A 15,862-nucleotide genomic window follows, 5' to 3' on the forward strand; every position below is an offset into this window, starting at 1 on the left:
GGCTACCAGCATGATGAAATGACAGGAAGCTACTTTGCACAGGCTAGATACTATGATGCTGGGGTAGGTAGATTTGTTAGTGAGGATAAAGTAAGGGGATTTATAGATTATCCAGAATCGATAAATCATTATTTGTATTGTTGGAATTCACCCATGTATAAGGAAGATTTGGATGGTAATCTTCCGACAGTAGTTATTGGTGCGGCTATTGGTGGTGTAATAGGTGGTGGTGCTACAATTGCATCTTCGTTGGTTAAAGGTGAAGATATTAGCTGGAAAGAAGTGGGAAAAAATGCTCTAATAGGTGCAGGAGCTGGTGCAGCGATTGGCACCGGTGTTGGAGCTGCAGCCATGTTAGCTGAATATGCAGGTGCTTCTGCGACAGTAGCAACAGGAATTAGTGTTGGTGCTGGAGTAGTCGGAACGGCTAGTGCAACTATTGAAGCAACTAATGAAATAAAAAGTGGCCAAAATATTAATATGAATAGTATAGTAAGTGAGGGAGGCAAGGGTGCTGTAAATGGAATGATAGCTGGTGCCTCGTTGGCATTTAATCCAGCGGGGGCAGCATCGGGATTTATGATTCAAGGAATATCAGATATAGTAACTGGAAAGCAGTCTTCTATGGAATCATATACTGGAGCAATGTTTGCTGGTGCAATAATTCCGGAAATAAACACTAAAGGAATGTCTACTTTAAATATTATTAAGAATATGGTTTATACAGGTTTTTTGGGTGGCGCAACAAGCGTTTTAATGGGTGATGCTTTAGAAGTAGTTAATGAAAGAAAAAATCATTCTATAATTTCGACTGCTACACATAGTATATTTGCAGGAGTTACATCTGGAATACTAGCTCCTATTATAGGGCACTGTTTACCATTTGATGTAAAATTTATAACCGGTAAGAATTACGGTGAAGAAGTATATAAGATAATAGAAGAAGTAGCTAATTTTACACTAGAGCAATTTTATCAGGAATATATTTGTGGAGAAAAATAAAATGGAAAAAGAATTATTTGTCACGTTAGTATTAAATATGATTTTGGTTGGAGTAGCCACGTTGATGTATTTGCTTGATCTCTTTGGGAATAAATTATTATTATCGGAACCCTTTACAAAATCATTGAGAATGGATTCAAGAGATATAGTAATAGTAAAAATTGTTCTTGGGATAATTGTGTCATATTTGTTTTATGTATCTTTTATATTGGGTTTTTTAGACATGAAGTTGTTGAAGGAAGGAGAAATATCTTGCATAGAAGGGTATGCCAATAATAGTGTGCAGGAAAACGAATATTATAGCGATTTAACAATAAAAACAGAAAATGAAAATATAACTATACATTTAAGGAAATCATATAAGGATGTTAGTGAGGGAGATTATGTAACAGTTTATTATCTTAAGAATACAAAGCAAGGAGTAATAAAATAAAAGAAAGCCAGTTGACTTAATTTGTTTTACTACTGTTAAAAGTATGAGCTGGGCTCTTCGATGTACATGACAAATTTTATGATTTTCAAATGATTTCTTATAGCTATGATGAGTTTGGAAGGTTAAGAACAAAAGCTATGCTAATGGCGTAATGCAGGAGTATTCATACCTTCCAGGTGGAAATCTTCACAGCATGGAAAGTCATGATAAAGAAGGTGTTCTTGATAAGTACTTCTATACTTATGACAACACAGGACTTATCAGTGGAATAAATAGAAAGAGAAGAGGCCTTGATGCAGTATCAGGTCAGTATGATTACAAGTATGATGCAATAGGTCGACTTACAGAATCAAGTTTAAATGGTCAGGTTAAATCAGCTTATGAGTATGATGCGTTTGGTAACAGAACAAGCCTGACAGAGAAAGAGGTAAAGACAACATACAACTACGATGTCCTTGATAGACTAGTAGAAGCAAAAGAATTAAACAACAGTCAGGCAATCGTAAAAACATACGACTACGATAAACGTGGTAATCAGACAAAAGAATTTGTAGATGGTCTCTTACAAAAGACCTTTACTTTTGATGCAACAAACATGCTTGCAAAGGTAACAGACGCTACAAAGGGCGAGTTAGAGAATCAGTACAACGGCCTTGGTTTTAGGGTGGCATCTACAAGACCAGAAGAAAAGATAGAATACTTATGTGATCTATCAAGAGACTACTACAATCTTCTTGAAAGAACTGTAAACGGAGAAACAGAAAGCTTCATCTATGACAACAACGTAATTAGCATGTCAAAGTCAGGAAGCAACTACTACTATCTCCAGGATGAGCTAGGCTCACCAATGTACATGACAGGTACAGATGGAGTAGCAGTATCATCATATGCATTCGATGACTTCGGACGAAACATCGACCCAAGAACCGGAAAGCAAAGAAAGCATGAATACACAACAAACGGTAACGTTATTCAGCCATTTGCCTTCACTGGCTACCAAGAAGACGAGGTGTCTGGCCTTAAGTTTGCACAGGCGAGATTTTATAATGCAAGTACAGGTAGATTCCAGAGTGAAGATAATGTAAAGGGATTTATTAATGCTCCATTCACTTTGAATCACTATGGATACTGCTTTAGCAATCCTATTGGAATAGCTGATAATAATGGTAATTGGCCAGAATGGGTAAACAAGGCGGGGCAATTTGTGAGTGATCATAAAGAAATAATTGTTGCTTCTGCTGCGACAGTCGCTGCTGTTGGTATAACTGTTGCCACTTGTGGCGCGGGTGCAGGAGTTGCAGCTGGATTAATAATTGCGGGAACAGGTGCAGCTGAAGGTGTTAAAGCTTATAAGAATGGCGAAAATGTAGAAAAGGCTGTCGCCCGTGGAATGGCAAATTCTTCTGTGATAATAACGTCGGCCGCGGTTAATCCGACTGGAACTATCTTAGGAATGAGTGGGCAAATGATTGCTGATGGAATAAAGGGAGAAATGTCTCCAATGGAATGTTATTCTGGAGCAGCTTTTGGTGGTGCTATAGCTAATTCTGGAATACCTGTTCAGAATCTTATTGGAGGAATGGGAGGTTCATTAATGGCGGATTCATTGAAAAATGGATTTGGAAGTGAAAAAGTACCAGTTGAAAAAGCGCTTATGCATGCAGGATTGTCAGGCTTAATAGGTGTAGTGTTTGACGCAGGAAACTCTGTTTTGGATTCTGCTCAGCCAGGTTTTGTGGAAATGGAGAAAGAATATTTGACTAATCCACTTTGGTTCTTACGCGAGTATGATAAAAGAACTGCGACAGAAATGATTGATGATGTGGGGCGTGCACTTTTGGGATGTAATGGTAGTAAGAATACAATAATGAATTATTTAGATACTTATGTGACAAATAATGTAATAGAATGTACGGATAATTAGGAGGAATAAGATGTATCAAGAGCTTTTTCTTAAGCAGTTTACTAAAATCATACTTTTATTTATTGTTGGTGGTTTATCAATATCATATATTCTGTTTAGTAAAAAATATTGGGATAGATTTGAAAAGTATAAAGATGATATTTTAGCAAAATGTATGATAAAAGGTATAATAGTATTCTGTTTTTGCTGCTTTGTTCGGTTGAGTGCTTGGCCTATGATTAAAGATAAACCATTAATTGATGATAACAAATATGAGTTATTAGATAATGCTACTGTTATTCAAGGTGTTACTAGGGGTGGTATTTTTGGTTTGTGTGAAGACATAATTGTGGAATATGATGATAAAGAATATGATCTAAATGTTGTAAAAGCAGATGATAATATAAACAAAGGAGATATAGTAAAAGTAATCTATTTACCAAATTCCGAGTACGCTGTAATTGAAAAAATCAATTAAATCAAGGTGCCTGACCCCATTACATAGAAATTACAATGTAATAAATTCGTAATGGGGTCAGGCACCAATGTGGTCAACTTAAAATCAAGGTGCCTGACCCCATTACATAGAAATTACAATGTAATAAATTCGTAATGGGGTCAGGCACCAATGTGGTCAACTTAAGCTGAAAAGCCAGTAAAATCAAGGCTTTTCAGCTTATTCTTTATTATAAAATCTCTGCATTTTTCTTGCAAAAATCACTTGACATAGCCTCCAAAAAATGCGGCGCTTCGCGCCTATTGATCAATAAGAGATTCGTTTCCGAGGCGAATTAAATTTGATCATTTTTTGGAGGTTTTCTTATGAAAAGAAACGAGATTTGTAACTCTATTGTCCAAGCTATCAAGCAGTACATTGATTCTCCTGATTGTATGGAGATTCACCGTGCACCGTCTAAGTTTATTAGAAAGCGTAAGCTTTCTTTTCAGCAAGTAATCCTGTATCTCTTATACTCTTCCAAAGCATCTATGAATCAGAATCTTGCTACGATTAGGCAAGAACTATCATCCATTTCTTTTCCTGACATCACCAAACAAGCCCTTTCAAAGGCTAGACAGTTTATCCATCCATATCTATTCCGTGATCTGTTCAACATTTCTGTAGATCTGTTCTACAAGAATCTTAATTCCAGAAAAACCTGGAATGGCTATCATCTCTTCGCTATAGATGGTTCAAAAATAGAACTTCCCAATTCCAAATCTAACTTTGAACATTTTGGCGAAATGTTTGGCTATCCTGATTCTAACAGAAAATTCACCATGGCACTAGCTTCTACAGTTTATGATGTACTTGAAGACTATATTGTTCATGCTTCTATTGATAGATATCTCGCTGGTGAACGTGCCCTAGCCATCGAACACCTTAAAACATTAGAAGCTCTCAAAATCTACAAAAACTCTATAGTTATCTTTGATAGAGGCTACTATTCTGAAGGCATGTTTCGCTACTGTGTAGAGCATAATCATCTTTGTGTTATGCGTCTAAGAGAAAATTTTAAGCTTTCAAAAAACTGTAAAGGTGAAACTCTAACCATTCTTCCGGGTAATCCTAAATATGGTACTCAGGATGTAGATATCCGTGTCATTGAGGTATCTCTCGATGATGGAACTAAAGAATATCTTGCCACTAACATTTTCGATGAATCTATCACGGCGCCTATGTTTAAAGAGCTATATTTCAAAAGATGGCCAATTGAAATAAAATATCATGAGCTTAAAAGCTCTCTTAAACTGGAGGAATTCAATGGCGCAACTCCTGTTGCCATTATGCAAGAGTTTTTCATAAGTCTAATGCTCTCGAATATTGCATCTCTTATCAAAAATCACGTTGATGGACTAATTGATGAGACTGCAAATCCTGCAAATAAATATAGATATCAAGCAAATCGCTCATTTATAATAGGTCAACTGAAATATCGCTTTGCTCGTTATATAGGTTCTCAAATTGACATTAATACTTTTGAAGATTTGATATCCTTGGCTTATAAAAATAGGTCGCAAATTCAGCCTGGTAGATCTTTCAAAAGAAAGAAAAATAAAGCCATTGGGCGAACTCACTTCAGAAATAAAAAGGTCACATTTTAATCCAATTAATAGAGGTTTCATTGCCAGCTTCTATATAGCTGCTGGCTTATTCTCCATGCATTTTTTTTGTTAGATTCTTCTTAATATGAAAAGATAATTCGCAAATACGATATTCTCCGCTAAATATGGTATTATTTATTTAGTTAAAATCCTTATAGATTTTTCTTAAGTTGTTGTGAAGTTGACCCCATTGGTGTCAGACACCAATGGGGTATAAAATGATTAATAAAAAAAGTTCTATTATAAAAAAAGTATTAGGTTCAAAATTAGAGGAAGAAGGATTTGAATACCAAGGTTATAATAATAAAACTTGGATTTTCAGAAAAAAAGGTGAGGTTAATCAAGAAATACTAATTTTAGAATATAGGTATGATAGTTCCTATTATACATTGCTTTTATCAGGTACATCGGCGATTCCGGCATCAAAGTTAGATTCTTCCGAGAAATTTATGGGAGAATATTGGCATATTGAAAATGATGATGATTTTGAAGCATTAATTAAATATTTTCTTGAACTTATAAAAACTAAAGGTTTAGATGAGTTAAAGAAAGTTAATGCTGTTTCTAAAAATTACATTGTATTAAACAATATTTCTAAAGATATTTATGATAAGCGAGAAGAGATTTTTGAAAGATTTATAGAAAAACATCCGCAGTTACCGGTTGATGATTATTCGTTGGAAAATATAAACATATGGTTTGATTTTATAGAAAAAGAATATGACTTTTATAGTCGTGGTGACATTATAAATTTTTCAGAAAAAGATTTAAGAGATTTTGAAGATGTTTCTGTCTTTTTATCTACTATGTTAGAAAAACATTTGTCAGGGGTTTGGGTGAAATATGATTTTGATGACGAATGCTCAGTAGTTATCGATAAAATGTGTTCAGTTAATAAAACGATAAATATTGTTGCTATTTTGAATAGTGTGATTGAGCGAGGAAACCTCCAAATAATAAAGTCAATATTTGAAGATATATATAGAAATAGAATAGTGAGATAAAGAGAAGGTGCCTGACCACACATGTGCAGGCCTAAAATTCAGGGAGTGACATGATATGAGTATATCGTATATGAAAATTATAAAAGAGGTTATGGGAGAAGAGGCTTAAAATAGAGGTTATAAGATTACGAGTCATCCAAAACTTTTAGCTACTAAGCCACTGGCATATTTTAGAAGAAAGATAAATGGTTTTAGTCAAGAGTTTGAAATAACAGAATACCTAATTGGACCTAGAACGATATTTCTGAGAGTAATGGGTAAAGAGATTCATTTAGAATATGATGATGAAGAAACTTTTAGGAATTGTATTAAAAAATTTCATAATTATATGATTACTGAAGGTTATGAATTATTGGAAAAAAATACAGAGGTTCCCGTTTTCAGCACGAATGATATTTTGTTTGTGAAGAACAATTATGAAGCACTAGCCAAAGATTTTTACAAAGAAAGACCTGTATCATTCGAAAAAGGTGTGGAGTTAGTTGTTGAAAATATCAACATAATTATTGATAGTGATTGGGATGAGATAAAAAGTGAGTTGATGGGAATAGCAGGAGCTTTGACATTTATACTACTTAAAGAAAAAGAAAATAGTAAGTTAACTGAATCTACGACTACTGATTCATTTTTCGTAGAATACGACTCCGAAAAACATATGAGAATTGATCCAGTAAGATTAGTATATAATTCATATATAAAAAAGGATCCAGATAAATGGATTATAAAGAAATTAATCAATAATAACTAAAGAGATGTGCAATATAGTCAATAAAAAGGACACGATTTGTGAGAATCGTGTCCAATTAGAAAGATGAAATGATTTTATAAATTAAAAAATATCTTTTGTAAATTCAATTATAAATGCCTTCACATCTTGATATGAAATCTCATCAGATATGAGATTTCTGGTGGTACGCTCGTAATCATTTTCGTAGAAATCTTTATCACAAAACTCTTTGATTGTGGCAGCTATATCTACGCTAGGCTCGGCAGAAGGAGCTACATTATCTTTTATTTCTAATCTATGATTACGAACCTCAGTAACAAGAGATTTGAAATTATCATCTACTGCAACTTGCTGTCCAAGCTTATAAATATCATATAGATGACGTGAGTTTCTTGCAGCTTTGTTTTGAATGTAGTAGTCACATAAAGCAAACAGCTTATCTATCAATGTTCGCTCTAAAGATTGCACCTGCATAGGAAATGGCATAAGATTATACTCTTCAATTAATTCAGGTTCCTCATCTTTTAAAGCTTCATAGATATAGTTTCCTATCATTCTCTCTTCGGTTGGAAAAGCATAAGACATTAGGGCAGTTTCCAGCTTTACATATGTAGTCAAAAAAGGATTATCTACTATGGAGCTATAAGCAAAATCGTAGTGATTGTAATCTTTATTACTTTCAATAGAATCCCAGTTTGCTATTGTAAATCCTAATTTTTCTGCAATGGATTTTAAGATATCGTATTTAAGATTCTTTCTTCTGTTTTTTCCTAAATGCTCAGTGAATGTGATATCAATATCTTCTGAAAAACGATCTATTACTCCAAAGGCCTTCGAAAGAGAAGTGCCGCCTTTAAAGCAGATAGGATAATCACATGAAGAGAGCTCCTTGAGAATAATTGTGACATAGTAATCCTTCTCTATGATATCTTGGGCTTGACCCATCTTTTCTGCAGTAAGGGCGACGATATCGCCAAATAATTCTTTATCATCGTGCAAGTACATTGTCTAACCTCAATTCATAATAAAATTTGAATGCTGTAAGTGGAAACTTCCTTATATATTTATCCACGTCGCTTCTTTTTATGTTATGTGATTCAATAAATTTCAAAAAGCATTGTCTGGCTTCTTCATAATCATAATCTAAATATGAGTCTAAATCCGACAATAGATACAGCATTTGTAATATGTAAACATTTTCATCGGTGATGGCTGTAAGTGGTTTTTTTACATTAAATTTTCTGTTACCAATGATAACATCCCTAGGGGCTGAGTTAGTGTTGTTACTTACTATCTCAACTACATGAGGAACCTGAGTAGAGATGCCAATCTGATTTGCAAAGGTATTTCCAGTATAGAATCCATCAACCTTTCCATTCTTGACTATAAACCTATATTTGGCAACGGTATCTGCTGTTGGTCCAACTGCTGATTTAAGCCTGGTTTTCTTTGGAATATAATAAATGCCATTATCATACTTAACAAGCAAACCCTTTTTGCATAGCGTTGATAGTTGCTGGGTAAGGGCTGGCTTTGAAATGGTGCCATCATATATATCTGAAAAGAAGATTGGCTCACCTTCTTTATATTTATCTTTTATGTAGTTGTATATCATATCATCACCGCCTTAACACATTGAAATATATAATATAATTCGTTAAGTCTATTTTAACATGTTATTAGAATATGTCAAAGAAAAAGTAGTCTCGCATACTTCAATAACAGTAAAGCTGTCTCAATTGAGGCAGCTTTATTTTTTCACTAAAAATTCTAATAATTATCCCTTGAAAGCAATAATGGAGAGTATTACAATACTACTAAATAAGTAAATAGACGGCACGATTGGTATAGAGTCGTCGATTTGTGATGAGGACGGGGCACTATTTTTTGAAGAAAAGGCGGAGGAGATAGATCTATGAAAAGAAGCTTTAATATAATTACAAAAAGAGTAGTGCTTGCGGCAAGCCTTGCATGCGGCATTAGCATTACGGCTTGTTCACAAGATAGTACAGGTGCCGACGCAGATACCAAAGACATTTTGACAAAGTTTGAGCAGGGCGAAGAAGAAAGTTCAGAAGAAACAAAGGAAATAGAATCTTTATGGAGCAAAGAGAGCGCTAGTGAATCAAGGGTCAAACTAGAGTCTAAATTAGTTGATGGTGAAATCGAATTAATCATACCTCAATACAATGGCAGCTCAGATCAGAGAGTAGAATACCTAATTGATGGTGAAAAGAAGTGTGATTTTAATTTTATATTCCCAGAGCAAATAACAGAAATAGAAACATGTGATTATAATTTTGATGGAAACGTTGATATTGTTTTTGTTGGTTACAATCATGGAAAAAAGGATTTCTGGCTCTACAGAAGTTGTGTGCGCGAATACGAAGAGGATACGTGTTATTTTGTAAATGATGATGATATAGAATCATATGTAGAAAAAGAATTATCTGATGATTATTCTGCAGAGGATATTATAAATGCGCTTACAAATGGACTTGTTAATGGTGAAATCAGTTCATATAGTGATGCATACAAGGCAATTGTGGCGTTTAACCAAATAGAATATGAATCATTAGATTTGAAGTATAGTTTGGTTTATATAGATGAAGATGATATACCTGAACTTCTTGTTGATGATACAGGATACTGGATAAGCGTTTATAGCTTTTCTAATAGCACAGTGACAGAGCCTATGGAATTCTGTGGATATGGTGTAGGTGGATGCGTGAATTACGAATATGTACCTTATAAAAATAGTCTTAGATACTTTGGACATGACACGGAAACATACGGCTATACACTCATGAAAATAGAAAACAACAAGCTTGTAACTACATACTTAGAAGATTGTTATTACGAGGAAGAAACTGTAAATTATAATAATTACACTGATGAGCAACTATCACCTGAAGAATTGAAGAACAGAGTTGAGGAATATAATTCTTGCGCTTTTGAAGAATTATATGGAGAATATACAGAGGAAGAGATAATAGAACAATTGCAATAGAATTGTATAATGCGCGGAGGATATTTTATGAAAAAGAAAATGGTAGAGTTAATTGCTCTGTCTATGTCGGCGATGCTTCTTGCAGGTTGTGGCGTGACCACTATCCACGATGAAGCCCTCAAAGCTGCCAAAGAAAATGCAAAAAAGGAAGAAGCGGCTGAAATCGATAAAAAGGAGTTAGTGGATATACCATTAGTGGATGATTCATTTTCAGATTGCACTGAAAGCAATGTGAGTAATGATTTAGTAAGATGGCTGTTGGCAACGACTGCTGTGGAGGTTCAAGGCCAGGGCCTGGATTGGCAGCAGATTGGTGGAACCAAATCAACAGCAGAGGATATAGAAACAGTAAAAAAATACCTCGATGAAAACAATGCAAAGGATGGGGATGCTGCGTTAGAGGTGGCGAGTGCATTGGTGGAGGAAGATTATACAAAAGCATATGAGAGAGCTTACAACCTGGGCACAGCTGAGTCGATTCTGGCGGCCAGCTACTGCGCAGGTGATTTAGAGTTCAATCAGTATTTGATGCATGCAGTCCCTGTTGCCAAAATGATTCAGCAGGAATTCGATAGTTTCGACGATTACGGAGACAACTATGTGACTGGATATATGTGTCATGTTGGACAGGGGGATTGTGGCGATGCATCTCGCGTAGGATACCGAGTTGTGCTGCAGCAGGCCTTCGTTGGAATGGCTGCATATTATGATGGCGCATACGCAATCGATTATGATATGGAACTGACTGGTGAAGCATACTCCACATATTTTGACGAAATGCCGGAGGAGGTAGATACAAAATCCCTGGAGGGCAAAGCTCCTGAATTTGTGCAAGGCTACATTGCGCCAATTGAGCTTGGTGAGAATCCAGCAAGTGGCAACATAGAAATCGATGGTGATTTGTATCATGTCCCATTTACTATCAAGCAGCTTACAGACAACGGATGGGAAATAAAGGATGCTCCTTCTGAGCTGGACGTCAACAGAGATGACACCATCAAGCTTACCCGCAACAGAAAGACCATCAAAGTCACTACCGAAGCTATTTCAGAAGGCTACACTGATGTTCAGTACGGATTTGTAGACTATATTGATACAGCTACATTGGGAGATGTAGAGGTATCACTTCCAGGTGATATAAAGTCCGGAATGGACATGGAAGATGCCAAGGATGTTATTGATAAATTCGAAATAGAAAATGATGACATGACAGATTCAGTCTTGTTATATATCTCAGATGACAGCGATAACAAGAGCAAAATCTGCATCACAGAAGAAGACGGAAAGGTCAGTTCATTCGTGCTATTTGTCTCTGTCTTAAACGGACAGCAAAACATGGACCAATACTACACCACTCTTAAGGAGGATGGCTCAAACTACAGCTACGCCCAGGCAATGACAATCAAGGCGAAGACAGACAAGTATCGTCCTGGTGCAGAATATACAGGCCTCCCTGAGTTGGCCCTCTCAGACAGCCTGGATGATTTCACAATCCAGATTGACAACACAGTTATTCAACTGCCAACAACTTATCAGCAGTTGTTAGAGTTGGGATTCATTTTTGACGATAGCGCCGATACCATTGTTCAACCTGATGAGCAGTACGAATTTTCCGGATACTATTTAGGAAATGAATACAGCAAAATGAACTTTATAGTCATCAATAATGGTGAGGAGGAAGCTAAATTAGGTGACATCCCTGTGCAGTACGTCCGCGCAACAATTTTTGGCTTCAACGAATACCAGGATTATCCATTTAAGATTGCCCAGGGAGTTGAGTTCGAAGCCACACTTGAAGATCTTCAGGAAAAGTACGGCACACTCACAAAGAGCGACAACTCTTTCGACAACGGCTATGTCCAGCTTGATTACTACACCTATGAAACCGAAAAGGGCTGGTACACTTTCTGGGTACAACCAGAAGGCATGTACTCCGGCGTAGAGATTAACGTATATACGAACAAGAAGACGGAGGAGTAATGAAAAGAATCATAAATTTTAAAAAGTTTGGTCATAGCTTTTTCACATTCTATTGTTAAACTAGCTCCCGTAGTAGTTCTTCAGAAAGAAGAAACTACGGGGAGGAAAAAAGACGAGGCATGAAAGTACAAGACTTAAGGGCATTACAATTATTATTAGAGAATGAAATGGATTTTGATTCAATTTGCAAATGCTTTCCAGGTTACAAGAAGACAACCGAGAACACAGGTTATTCAGATTACAGATTAATCAACGTGGAAAACATAATGATAAAAGAAGCTAATTGTTCATAATGTGATTGCCAACAGGCTCCCAGGTAATGGGAGCTTTTTTATTGATTTGGTTATGAAAAATAACATTGTTTTTTCACAAGATATTGTTATACTAATATTCAAGTTAGTGCTAGATATTGTATCTAGATATGTAATGGGAGGTACCGGTATGAAGGAACAGGATTTGAGAGCTGTAGAAGCAATGTGTAGCTGTGGAATGGATTTCGACACACTTTGTGCTTGTTTTCCAGGTTTTTTAGCAGCAGATTTAAAAAATGTTTACGATAATTACAAGGGCGTCAGCCAGCCGGTGCCCAACGTAGCAATGAGTGTAAATTGTTCATAAGATAGATTTGATGCCGAGGAAAAATTCCTCGGCATTAATTTTTTTTACAACTCATCCGAAATAAAGAATGTAAGAAAAATTACCGCGGAGGAACTATATGCAAATTGAAGGACTCAAGGTAACGGATTACATCAAAACAGAAGGTGCTTCAGACCAGGGATTTGGCGTAGGCACCAGCGGTATCAAGGACGATAACAAAGCAAATTTTAATACAGAATTAAGAACACTTTCAGTAGACAACGCATTTTATGATAATAAAGGAAAAATGACTGATGAAGATTTTACCAAGGAGGTAAATGAGGCATCAGCTCTTGGCATGTCTATAGTTGATAAGGTGAAAAATATCGAGCGCGGCTGGGACGAAGAAGCCACAGCAAAAGCTCGCGAGGACGGACACAATCCAATGGACATGGAGCCAGAGGCTCTTGTCACAGTCGTGGATGAAATCAAAATGAATCTTGCGAAAGCTGGAAAAGACATCAGCAAAATGGGAGGCCTTGATCAGGATGAGATTCAGGCAATGACCGGCTCAGTGGCACAGGCAGTTGAAATGACTCGTGGCCTATCTGATACTTTGCCAGTGGAAGCTCAGGCATATCTTGTAAAGAATGAGCTTGAGCCAACCATCACCAATATCTACAACGCTACATATTCGGCGCCAACAGGCCCAAAGGGCACAGCAGAGCCAACCGACGAAGACATAATCAGTCTTCTTGAAGATTTAGGAGATAAACTAGATTCACTTATCGAACAAGTCGAAGGTGAATTAACCGAGTCTGCGCAGAAACCAATGACACCACAGGAATTGAAAGATACTGTGGCAACCATGCTCAAGCAAGATGTTCCAATCACAAAGGAGCATCTTGAGTACATGGTTGAGCTTGGCGAGTACGAAAAGCCATCGGAAGAAAATATCGTAAATGCGATAGACGATATTGTAGCAGAGGGCAAAGAGCCAACAGATGCATATCTTATCCCTGGCTACTCTCTTATGGACCAGGCCAAGAAAACTTTTGAAGAAGTCATGGGAATGGATGCAAGCTCACTTTCATCTATTACTGCTCAGCGCCAGCTTACAGAAATCCAGCTCACAATGACGGTTGAGGCCACATTTACAATGATGAAAAATGGCATAACGGTTAATACAAGTGACCTGTCTGATCTCCTTGATAAGCTGAAATTACAGGAAACAAATCTCCTTCAGATTCTTATGAAGGCAGAAAAGAACGAAGCAACAAATGCAAATGTAAATCTGTTCAAGCAGGTAATGAACGAGATGGCAGACATCCAGTCTGCACCAGCCGCCATGCTTGGAAGATTTTCAAATATCAATGCAGAGACATTCTCTTACGTGCACGAAGTCAGCGTGTCGGTTACAGCAGAATACTCTCGCATGGAAATGACCTATGAATCTGTTGGAACAGAGGTTAGAGCTGACCTTGGTGACAGCATGAACAAGGCATTCCAGAATGTGGACGACATATTGGCAGACCTTGACATCGAGGCAACAGAAGCCAGTCAGAAGGCAGTACGAGTTCTTGCTTACAACAAAATGGAAATTACAGCAGAGTCGGTTACTACAATGAAGGCTTCTACAGAAATGGTGGCTCGCACATTCAAGAGCATGACACCAGCTGTTGTTGCAGAAATGATTAAGCGAGGAGAGAATCCTCTTGATATGACCATGGAAAGTCTTAAGGCAAAAGCAGAAAGCATTAAGGCTGAAATGGGTAGCACCTCTGATGAAGAAAGCTTTTCGAAGTTCCTTTGGAAGGCAGAGCACAATGCAGAAATCTCTGAATCAGAGAGAGACGCATACGTAGGTGTGTACAGACTTCTTCATCAAGTGGAAAAGTCTGATGGTGCAGCCATTGGTGCGTTGATAAGTCAGGGCACTGAGGTAACTTTGCGAAACCTTATGACTGCTGTTCGCTCAAGTAAGCACACAGGCAAAGAGTATGAAATAGACGACAAGTTTGGTCAGCTGGACGAGATGGTTGTGAAGGATCTTTCTATTACAGAACAGATTGAGAAAGTCTTCCTCACAAACCGCTGTCGCGACGCTAAGGAAGCTATGACTCCTGCAAAGATGCATGTCTTCGGCGAAGAGCAAATCATGGAAATGAATGTAGACCAGTTTGCAACTGCCATGGAAGATACTTCTGACGAGCAGGCTGAAGCTGCCTACAACAATTACGTAACAGAACAGCTAAAGACAACTATTGCAGAGGATGCAAAAGTATCTTCTATATTAGATGAATACAACTTACCTCATTCTGCAAACATGATTGCAGCAGTGGAGGCAATGGTTGAAAACAATGGCCAGGTATTCAAGGATTTATTCTCTAAATCTACTGGCAGAGCAGCCACTACTTTTGGAGCCCTTGAAAGCATGGATGTGGATGACATTATTGAATTGGCATACTCGCGTTTTGCTGAGGCTTGCCATACACCAGAGGAAATGGCAGAGGCCCAGGAAGCGCTGGGAACATTGGCTGAAAATGTCATGAAGACCATGATTGAAACGGAGGATGTCCGCACTGTAGATATGGATGGCATGAAGCTTGTTGTGCAGCAGACAAAGGTTATGTCAGAAATGGCTCGCACAGGGGAAACATATCACATCCCTATTATGGTGGCCGACGAAGCCGGAAATATGAATCTGAAAATCGTACGTGGCGACGGTGAATCAGGTCTTATTCAGATGGCCCTCCACCTTCAGACAACTGGCACAATCTCAACATCATTCCGCTACGAAGCAGGCTCAGTCAGCGCATCAGTAGAATGCGAAACTGCTCAAATGCGAGAAATGTTTGCAAGCCAGGCCCCTATGATTGCACAAATCATGCAGGAAGAAACAGGCTTTGCTTTTAGCTTCAGCTTCACACAGTCCTTCGGACTCAGTGCAGCTGACATCTATAATATGGAGCAGGGAAATTATGAGGGACTAGCAACAGCTGGCGCTTCCGGCGAAGCTAGCCAGTCCGAAATCCAGACCCAGGCCCTCTACAGCATCGCCCGTGGCTACATAAATGTAATTGCAGAATTGTTTTAAAAGAAACCATAAAAAATGAATAGTGAG

14 protein-coding genes are annotated in these 15,862 nt (G+C 37.4%); 12 read left to right on the forward strand and 2 right to left on the reverse strand.

Annotated features, from left to right (window positions below):
- The 7 genes from E7274_RS13225 to E7274_RS13255 form a co-directional block, all read left to right on the forward strand.
- Positions 1-1,002: RHS repeat-associated core domain-containing protein (locus E7274_RS13225; RefSeq protein ID WP_304176530.1), on the forward strand; the 1,002-nt coding region annotated here is incomplete at its 5' end.
- A gap of 1 nt (position 1,003) precedes the next feature.
- Positions 1,004-1,435 (forward strand): hypothetical protein, encoded by a 432-nt coding sequence (locus tag E7274_RS13230; RefSeq protein ID WP_304176532.1) that lies wholly within the window; start codon positions 1,004-1,006, stop codon positions 1,433-1,435.
- 193 nt (positions 1,436-1,628) lie between these two features.
- A complete protein-coding gene (locus E7274_RS13235) occupies positions 1,629-3,359 on the forward strand; it encodes an RHS repeat domain-containing protein (protein ID WP_304176534.1) in 1,731 nt (576 codons plus the stop codon).
- A 10-nt stretch (positions 3,360-3,369) separates the two neighbouring features.
- The gene (locus E7274_RS13240) at positions 3,370-3,816 is read left to right on the forward strand and encodes a hypothetical protein (RefSeq protein ID WP_304176536.1); all 447 of its coding nucleotides are present in this window, start codon (positions 3,370-3,372) and stop codon (positions 3,814-3,816) included.
- A gap of 344 nt (positions 3,817-4,160) precedes the next feature.
- Entirely contained in the window at positions 4,161-5,441 is a 1,281-nt protein-coding gene (locus E7274_RS13245) for an IS4 family transposase (RefSeq protein ID WP_304176538.1), read from the forward strand.
- Between the two features lie 218 nt (positions 5,442-5,659).
- The gene (locus tag E7274_RS13250; protein ID WP_304176540.1) at positions 5,660-6,445 is read left to right on the forward strand and encodes a hypothetical protein; all 786 of its coding nucleotides are present in this window, start codon (positions 5,660-5,662) and stop codon (positions 6,443-6,445) included.
- A gap of 253 nt (positions 6,446-6,698) precedes the next feature.
- Complete coding sequence (locus E7274_RS13255) at positions 6,699-7,193, forward strand: hypothetical protein (RefSeq protein WP_304176542.1); 495 nt, start codon at positions 6,699-6,701, stop codon at positions 7,191-7,193.
- Positions 7,194-7,274: 81 nt separating this feature from the next.
- On the opposite strand, the gene E7274_RS13260 is transcribed toward E7274_RS13255, so the two are convergent.
- Together E7274_RS13260 and E7274_RS13265 are read right to left on the reverse strand one after the other, a co-directional pair.
- Positions 7,275-8,177 carry a nucleotidyl transferase AbiEii/AbiGii toxin family protein gene (locus tag E7274_RS13260; RefSeq protein ID WP_304176544.1) on the reverse strand — a complete coding sequence of 301 codons (903 nt, stop codon included), beginning with the start codon at positions 8,175-8,177 and terminating at the stop codon, positions 7,275-7,277.
- On the reverse strand, positions 8,161-8,787 hold the full coding sequence (locus E7274_RS13265) for a DUF6088 family protein (protein WP_304176546.1): 627 nt from the start codon (positions 8,785-8,787) through the stop codon (positions 8,161-8,163). The genes E7274_RS13260 and E7274_RS13265 overlap by 17 nt, the downstream gene beginning before the upstream one ends.
- Before the next feature lie 300 nt (positions 8,788-9,087).
- Here E7274_RS13265 and E7274_RS13270 point away from each other — a divergent pair, with 300 nt between their 5' ends.
- The 5 genes from E7274_RS13270 to E7274_RS13290 all read left to right on the forward strand — a co-directional run bounded on the left by E7274_RS13270 (position 9,088) and on the right by E7274_RS13290 (position 15,835).
- Positions 9,088-10,182: a hypothetical protein gene (locus E7274_RS13270; RefSeq protein ID WP_304176547.1), complete on the forward strand. Its 1,095-nt coding sequence runs from the start codon at positions 9,088-9,090 to the stop codon at positions 10,180-10,182.
- Positions 10,183-10,209: 27 nt separating this feature from the next.
- Positions 10,210-12,162, forward strand: a complete 1,953-nt coding sequence (locus tag E7274_RS13275; RefSeq protein ID WP_304176549.1) for a DUF1266 domain-containing protein — start codon at positions 10,210-10,212, stop codon at positions 12,160-12,162.
- Between the two features lie 167 nt (positions 12,163-12,329).
- Positions 12,330-12,455, forward strand: a complete 126-nt coding sequence (locus tag E7274_RS13280) for a hypothetical protein (RefSeq protein WP_304176551.1) — start codon at positions 12,330-12,332, stop codon at positions 12,453-12,455.
- A 148-nt stretch (positions 12,456-12,603) separates the two neighbouring features.
- The gene (locus tag E7274_RS13285; RefSeq protein WP_157752314.1) at positions 12,604-12,780 is read left to right on the forward strand and encodes a hypothetical protein; all 177 of its coding nucleotides are present in this window, start codon (positions 12,604-12,606) and stop codon (positions 12,778-12,780) included.
- 97 nt (positions 12,781-12,877) lie between these two features.
- Positions 12,878-15,835: a DUF6240 domain-containing protein gene (locus E7274_RS13290; protein ID WP_304176553.1), complete on the forward strand. Its 2,958-nt coding sequence runs from the start codon at positions 12,878-12,880 to the stop codon at positions 15,833-15,835.
- Positions 15,836-15,862 lie beyond the last annotated feature (27 nt).

Origin of the sequence: Pseudobutyrivibrio ruminis, from assembly GCF_015057245.1 — a bacterium.
Classification (GTDB): domain Bacteria; phylum Bacillota; class Clostridia; order Lachnospirales; family Lachnospiraceae; genus Pseudobutyrivibrio; species Pseudobutyrivibrio ruminis_E.

Excerpts from the sequence above, each read along its gene's own strand:
- E7274_RS13235 (WP_304176534.1), top strand. The coding sequence starts at position 1,629 with ATGGAAAGTCATGATAAAGAAGGTGTTCTTGATAAGTACTTCTATACT.
- E7274_RS13240 (WP_304176536.1), top strand. The coding sequence starts at position 3,370 with ATGTATCAAGAGCTTTTTCTTAAGCAGTTTACTAAAATCATACTTTTA.
- E7274_RS13265 (WP_304176546.1), bottom strand. The coding sequence starts at position 8,787 with ATGATATACAACTACATAAAAGATAAATATAAAGAAGGTGAGCCAATC.
- E7274_RS13275 (WP_304176549.1), top strand. The coding sequence starts at position 10,210 with ATGAAAAAGAAAATGGTAGAGTTAATTGCTCTGTCTATGTCGGCGATG.
- E7274_RS13245 (WP_304176538.1), top strand. The coding sequence starts at position 4,161 with ATGAAAAGAAACGAGATTTGTAACTCTATTGTCCAAGCTATCAAGCAG.
- E7274_RS13280 (WP_304176551.1), top strand. The coding sequence starts at position 12,330 with ATGGATTTTGATTCAATTTGCAAATGCTTTCCAGGTTACAAGAAGACA.
- E7274_RS13250 (WP_304176540.1), top strand. The coding sequence starts at position 5,660 with ATGATTAATAAAAAAAGTTCTATTATAAAAAAAGTATTAGGTTCAAAA.
- E7274_RS13255 (WP_304176542.1), top strand. The coding sequence starts at position 6,699 with ATGGGTAAAGAGATTCATTTAGAATATGATGATGAAGAAACTTTTAGG.
- E7274_RS13230 (WP_304176532.1), top strand. The coding sequence starts at position 1,004 with ATGGAAAAAGAATTATTTGTCACGTTAGTATTAAATATGATTTTGGTT.
- E7274_RS13285 (WP_157752314.1), top strand. The coding sequence starts at position 12,604 with ATGAAGGAACAGGATTTGAGAGCTGTAGAAGCAATGTGTAGCTGTGGA.
- E7274_RS13270 (WP_304176547.1), top strand. The coding sequence starts at position 9,088 with ATGAAAAGAAGCTTTAATATAATTACAAAAAGAGTAGTGCTTGCGGCA.
- E7274_RS13260 (WP_304176544.1), bottom strand. The coding sequence starts at position 8,177 with ATGTACTTGCACGATGATAAAGAATTATTTGGCGATATCGTCGCCCTT.
- E7274_RS13290 (WP_304176553.1), top strand. The coding sequence starts at position 12,878 with ATGCAAATTGAAGGACTCAAGGTAACGGATTACATCAAAACAGAAGGT.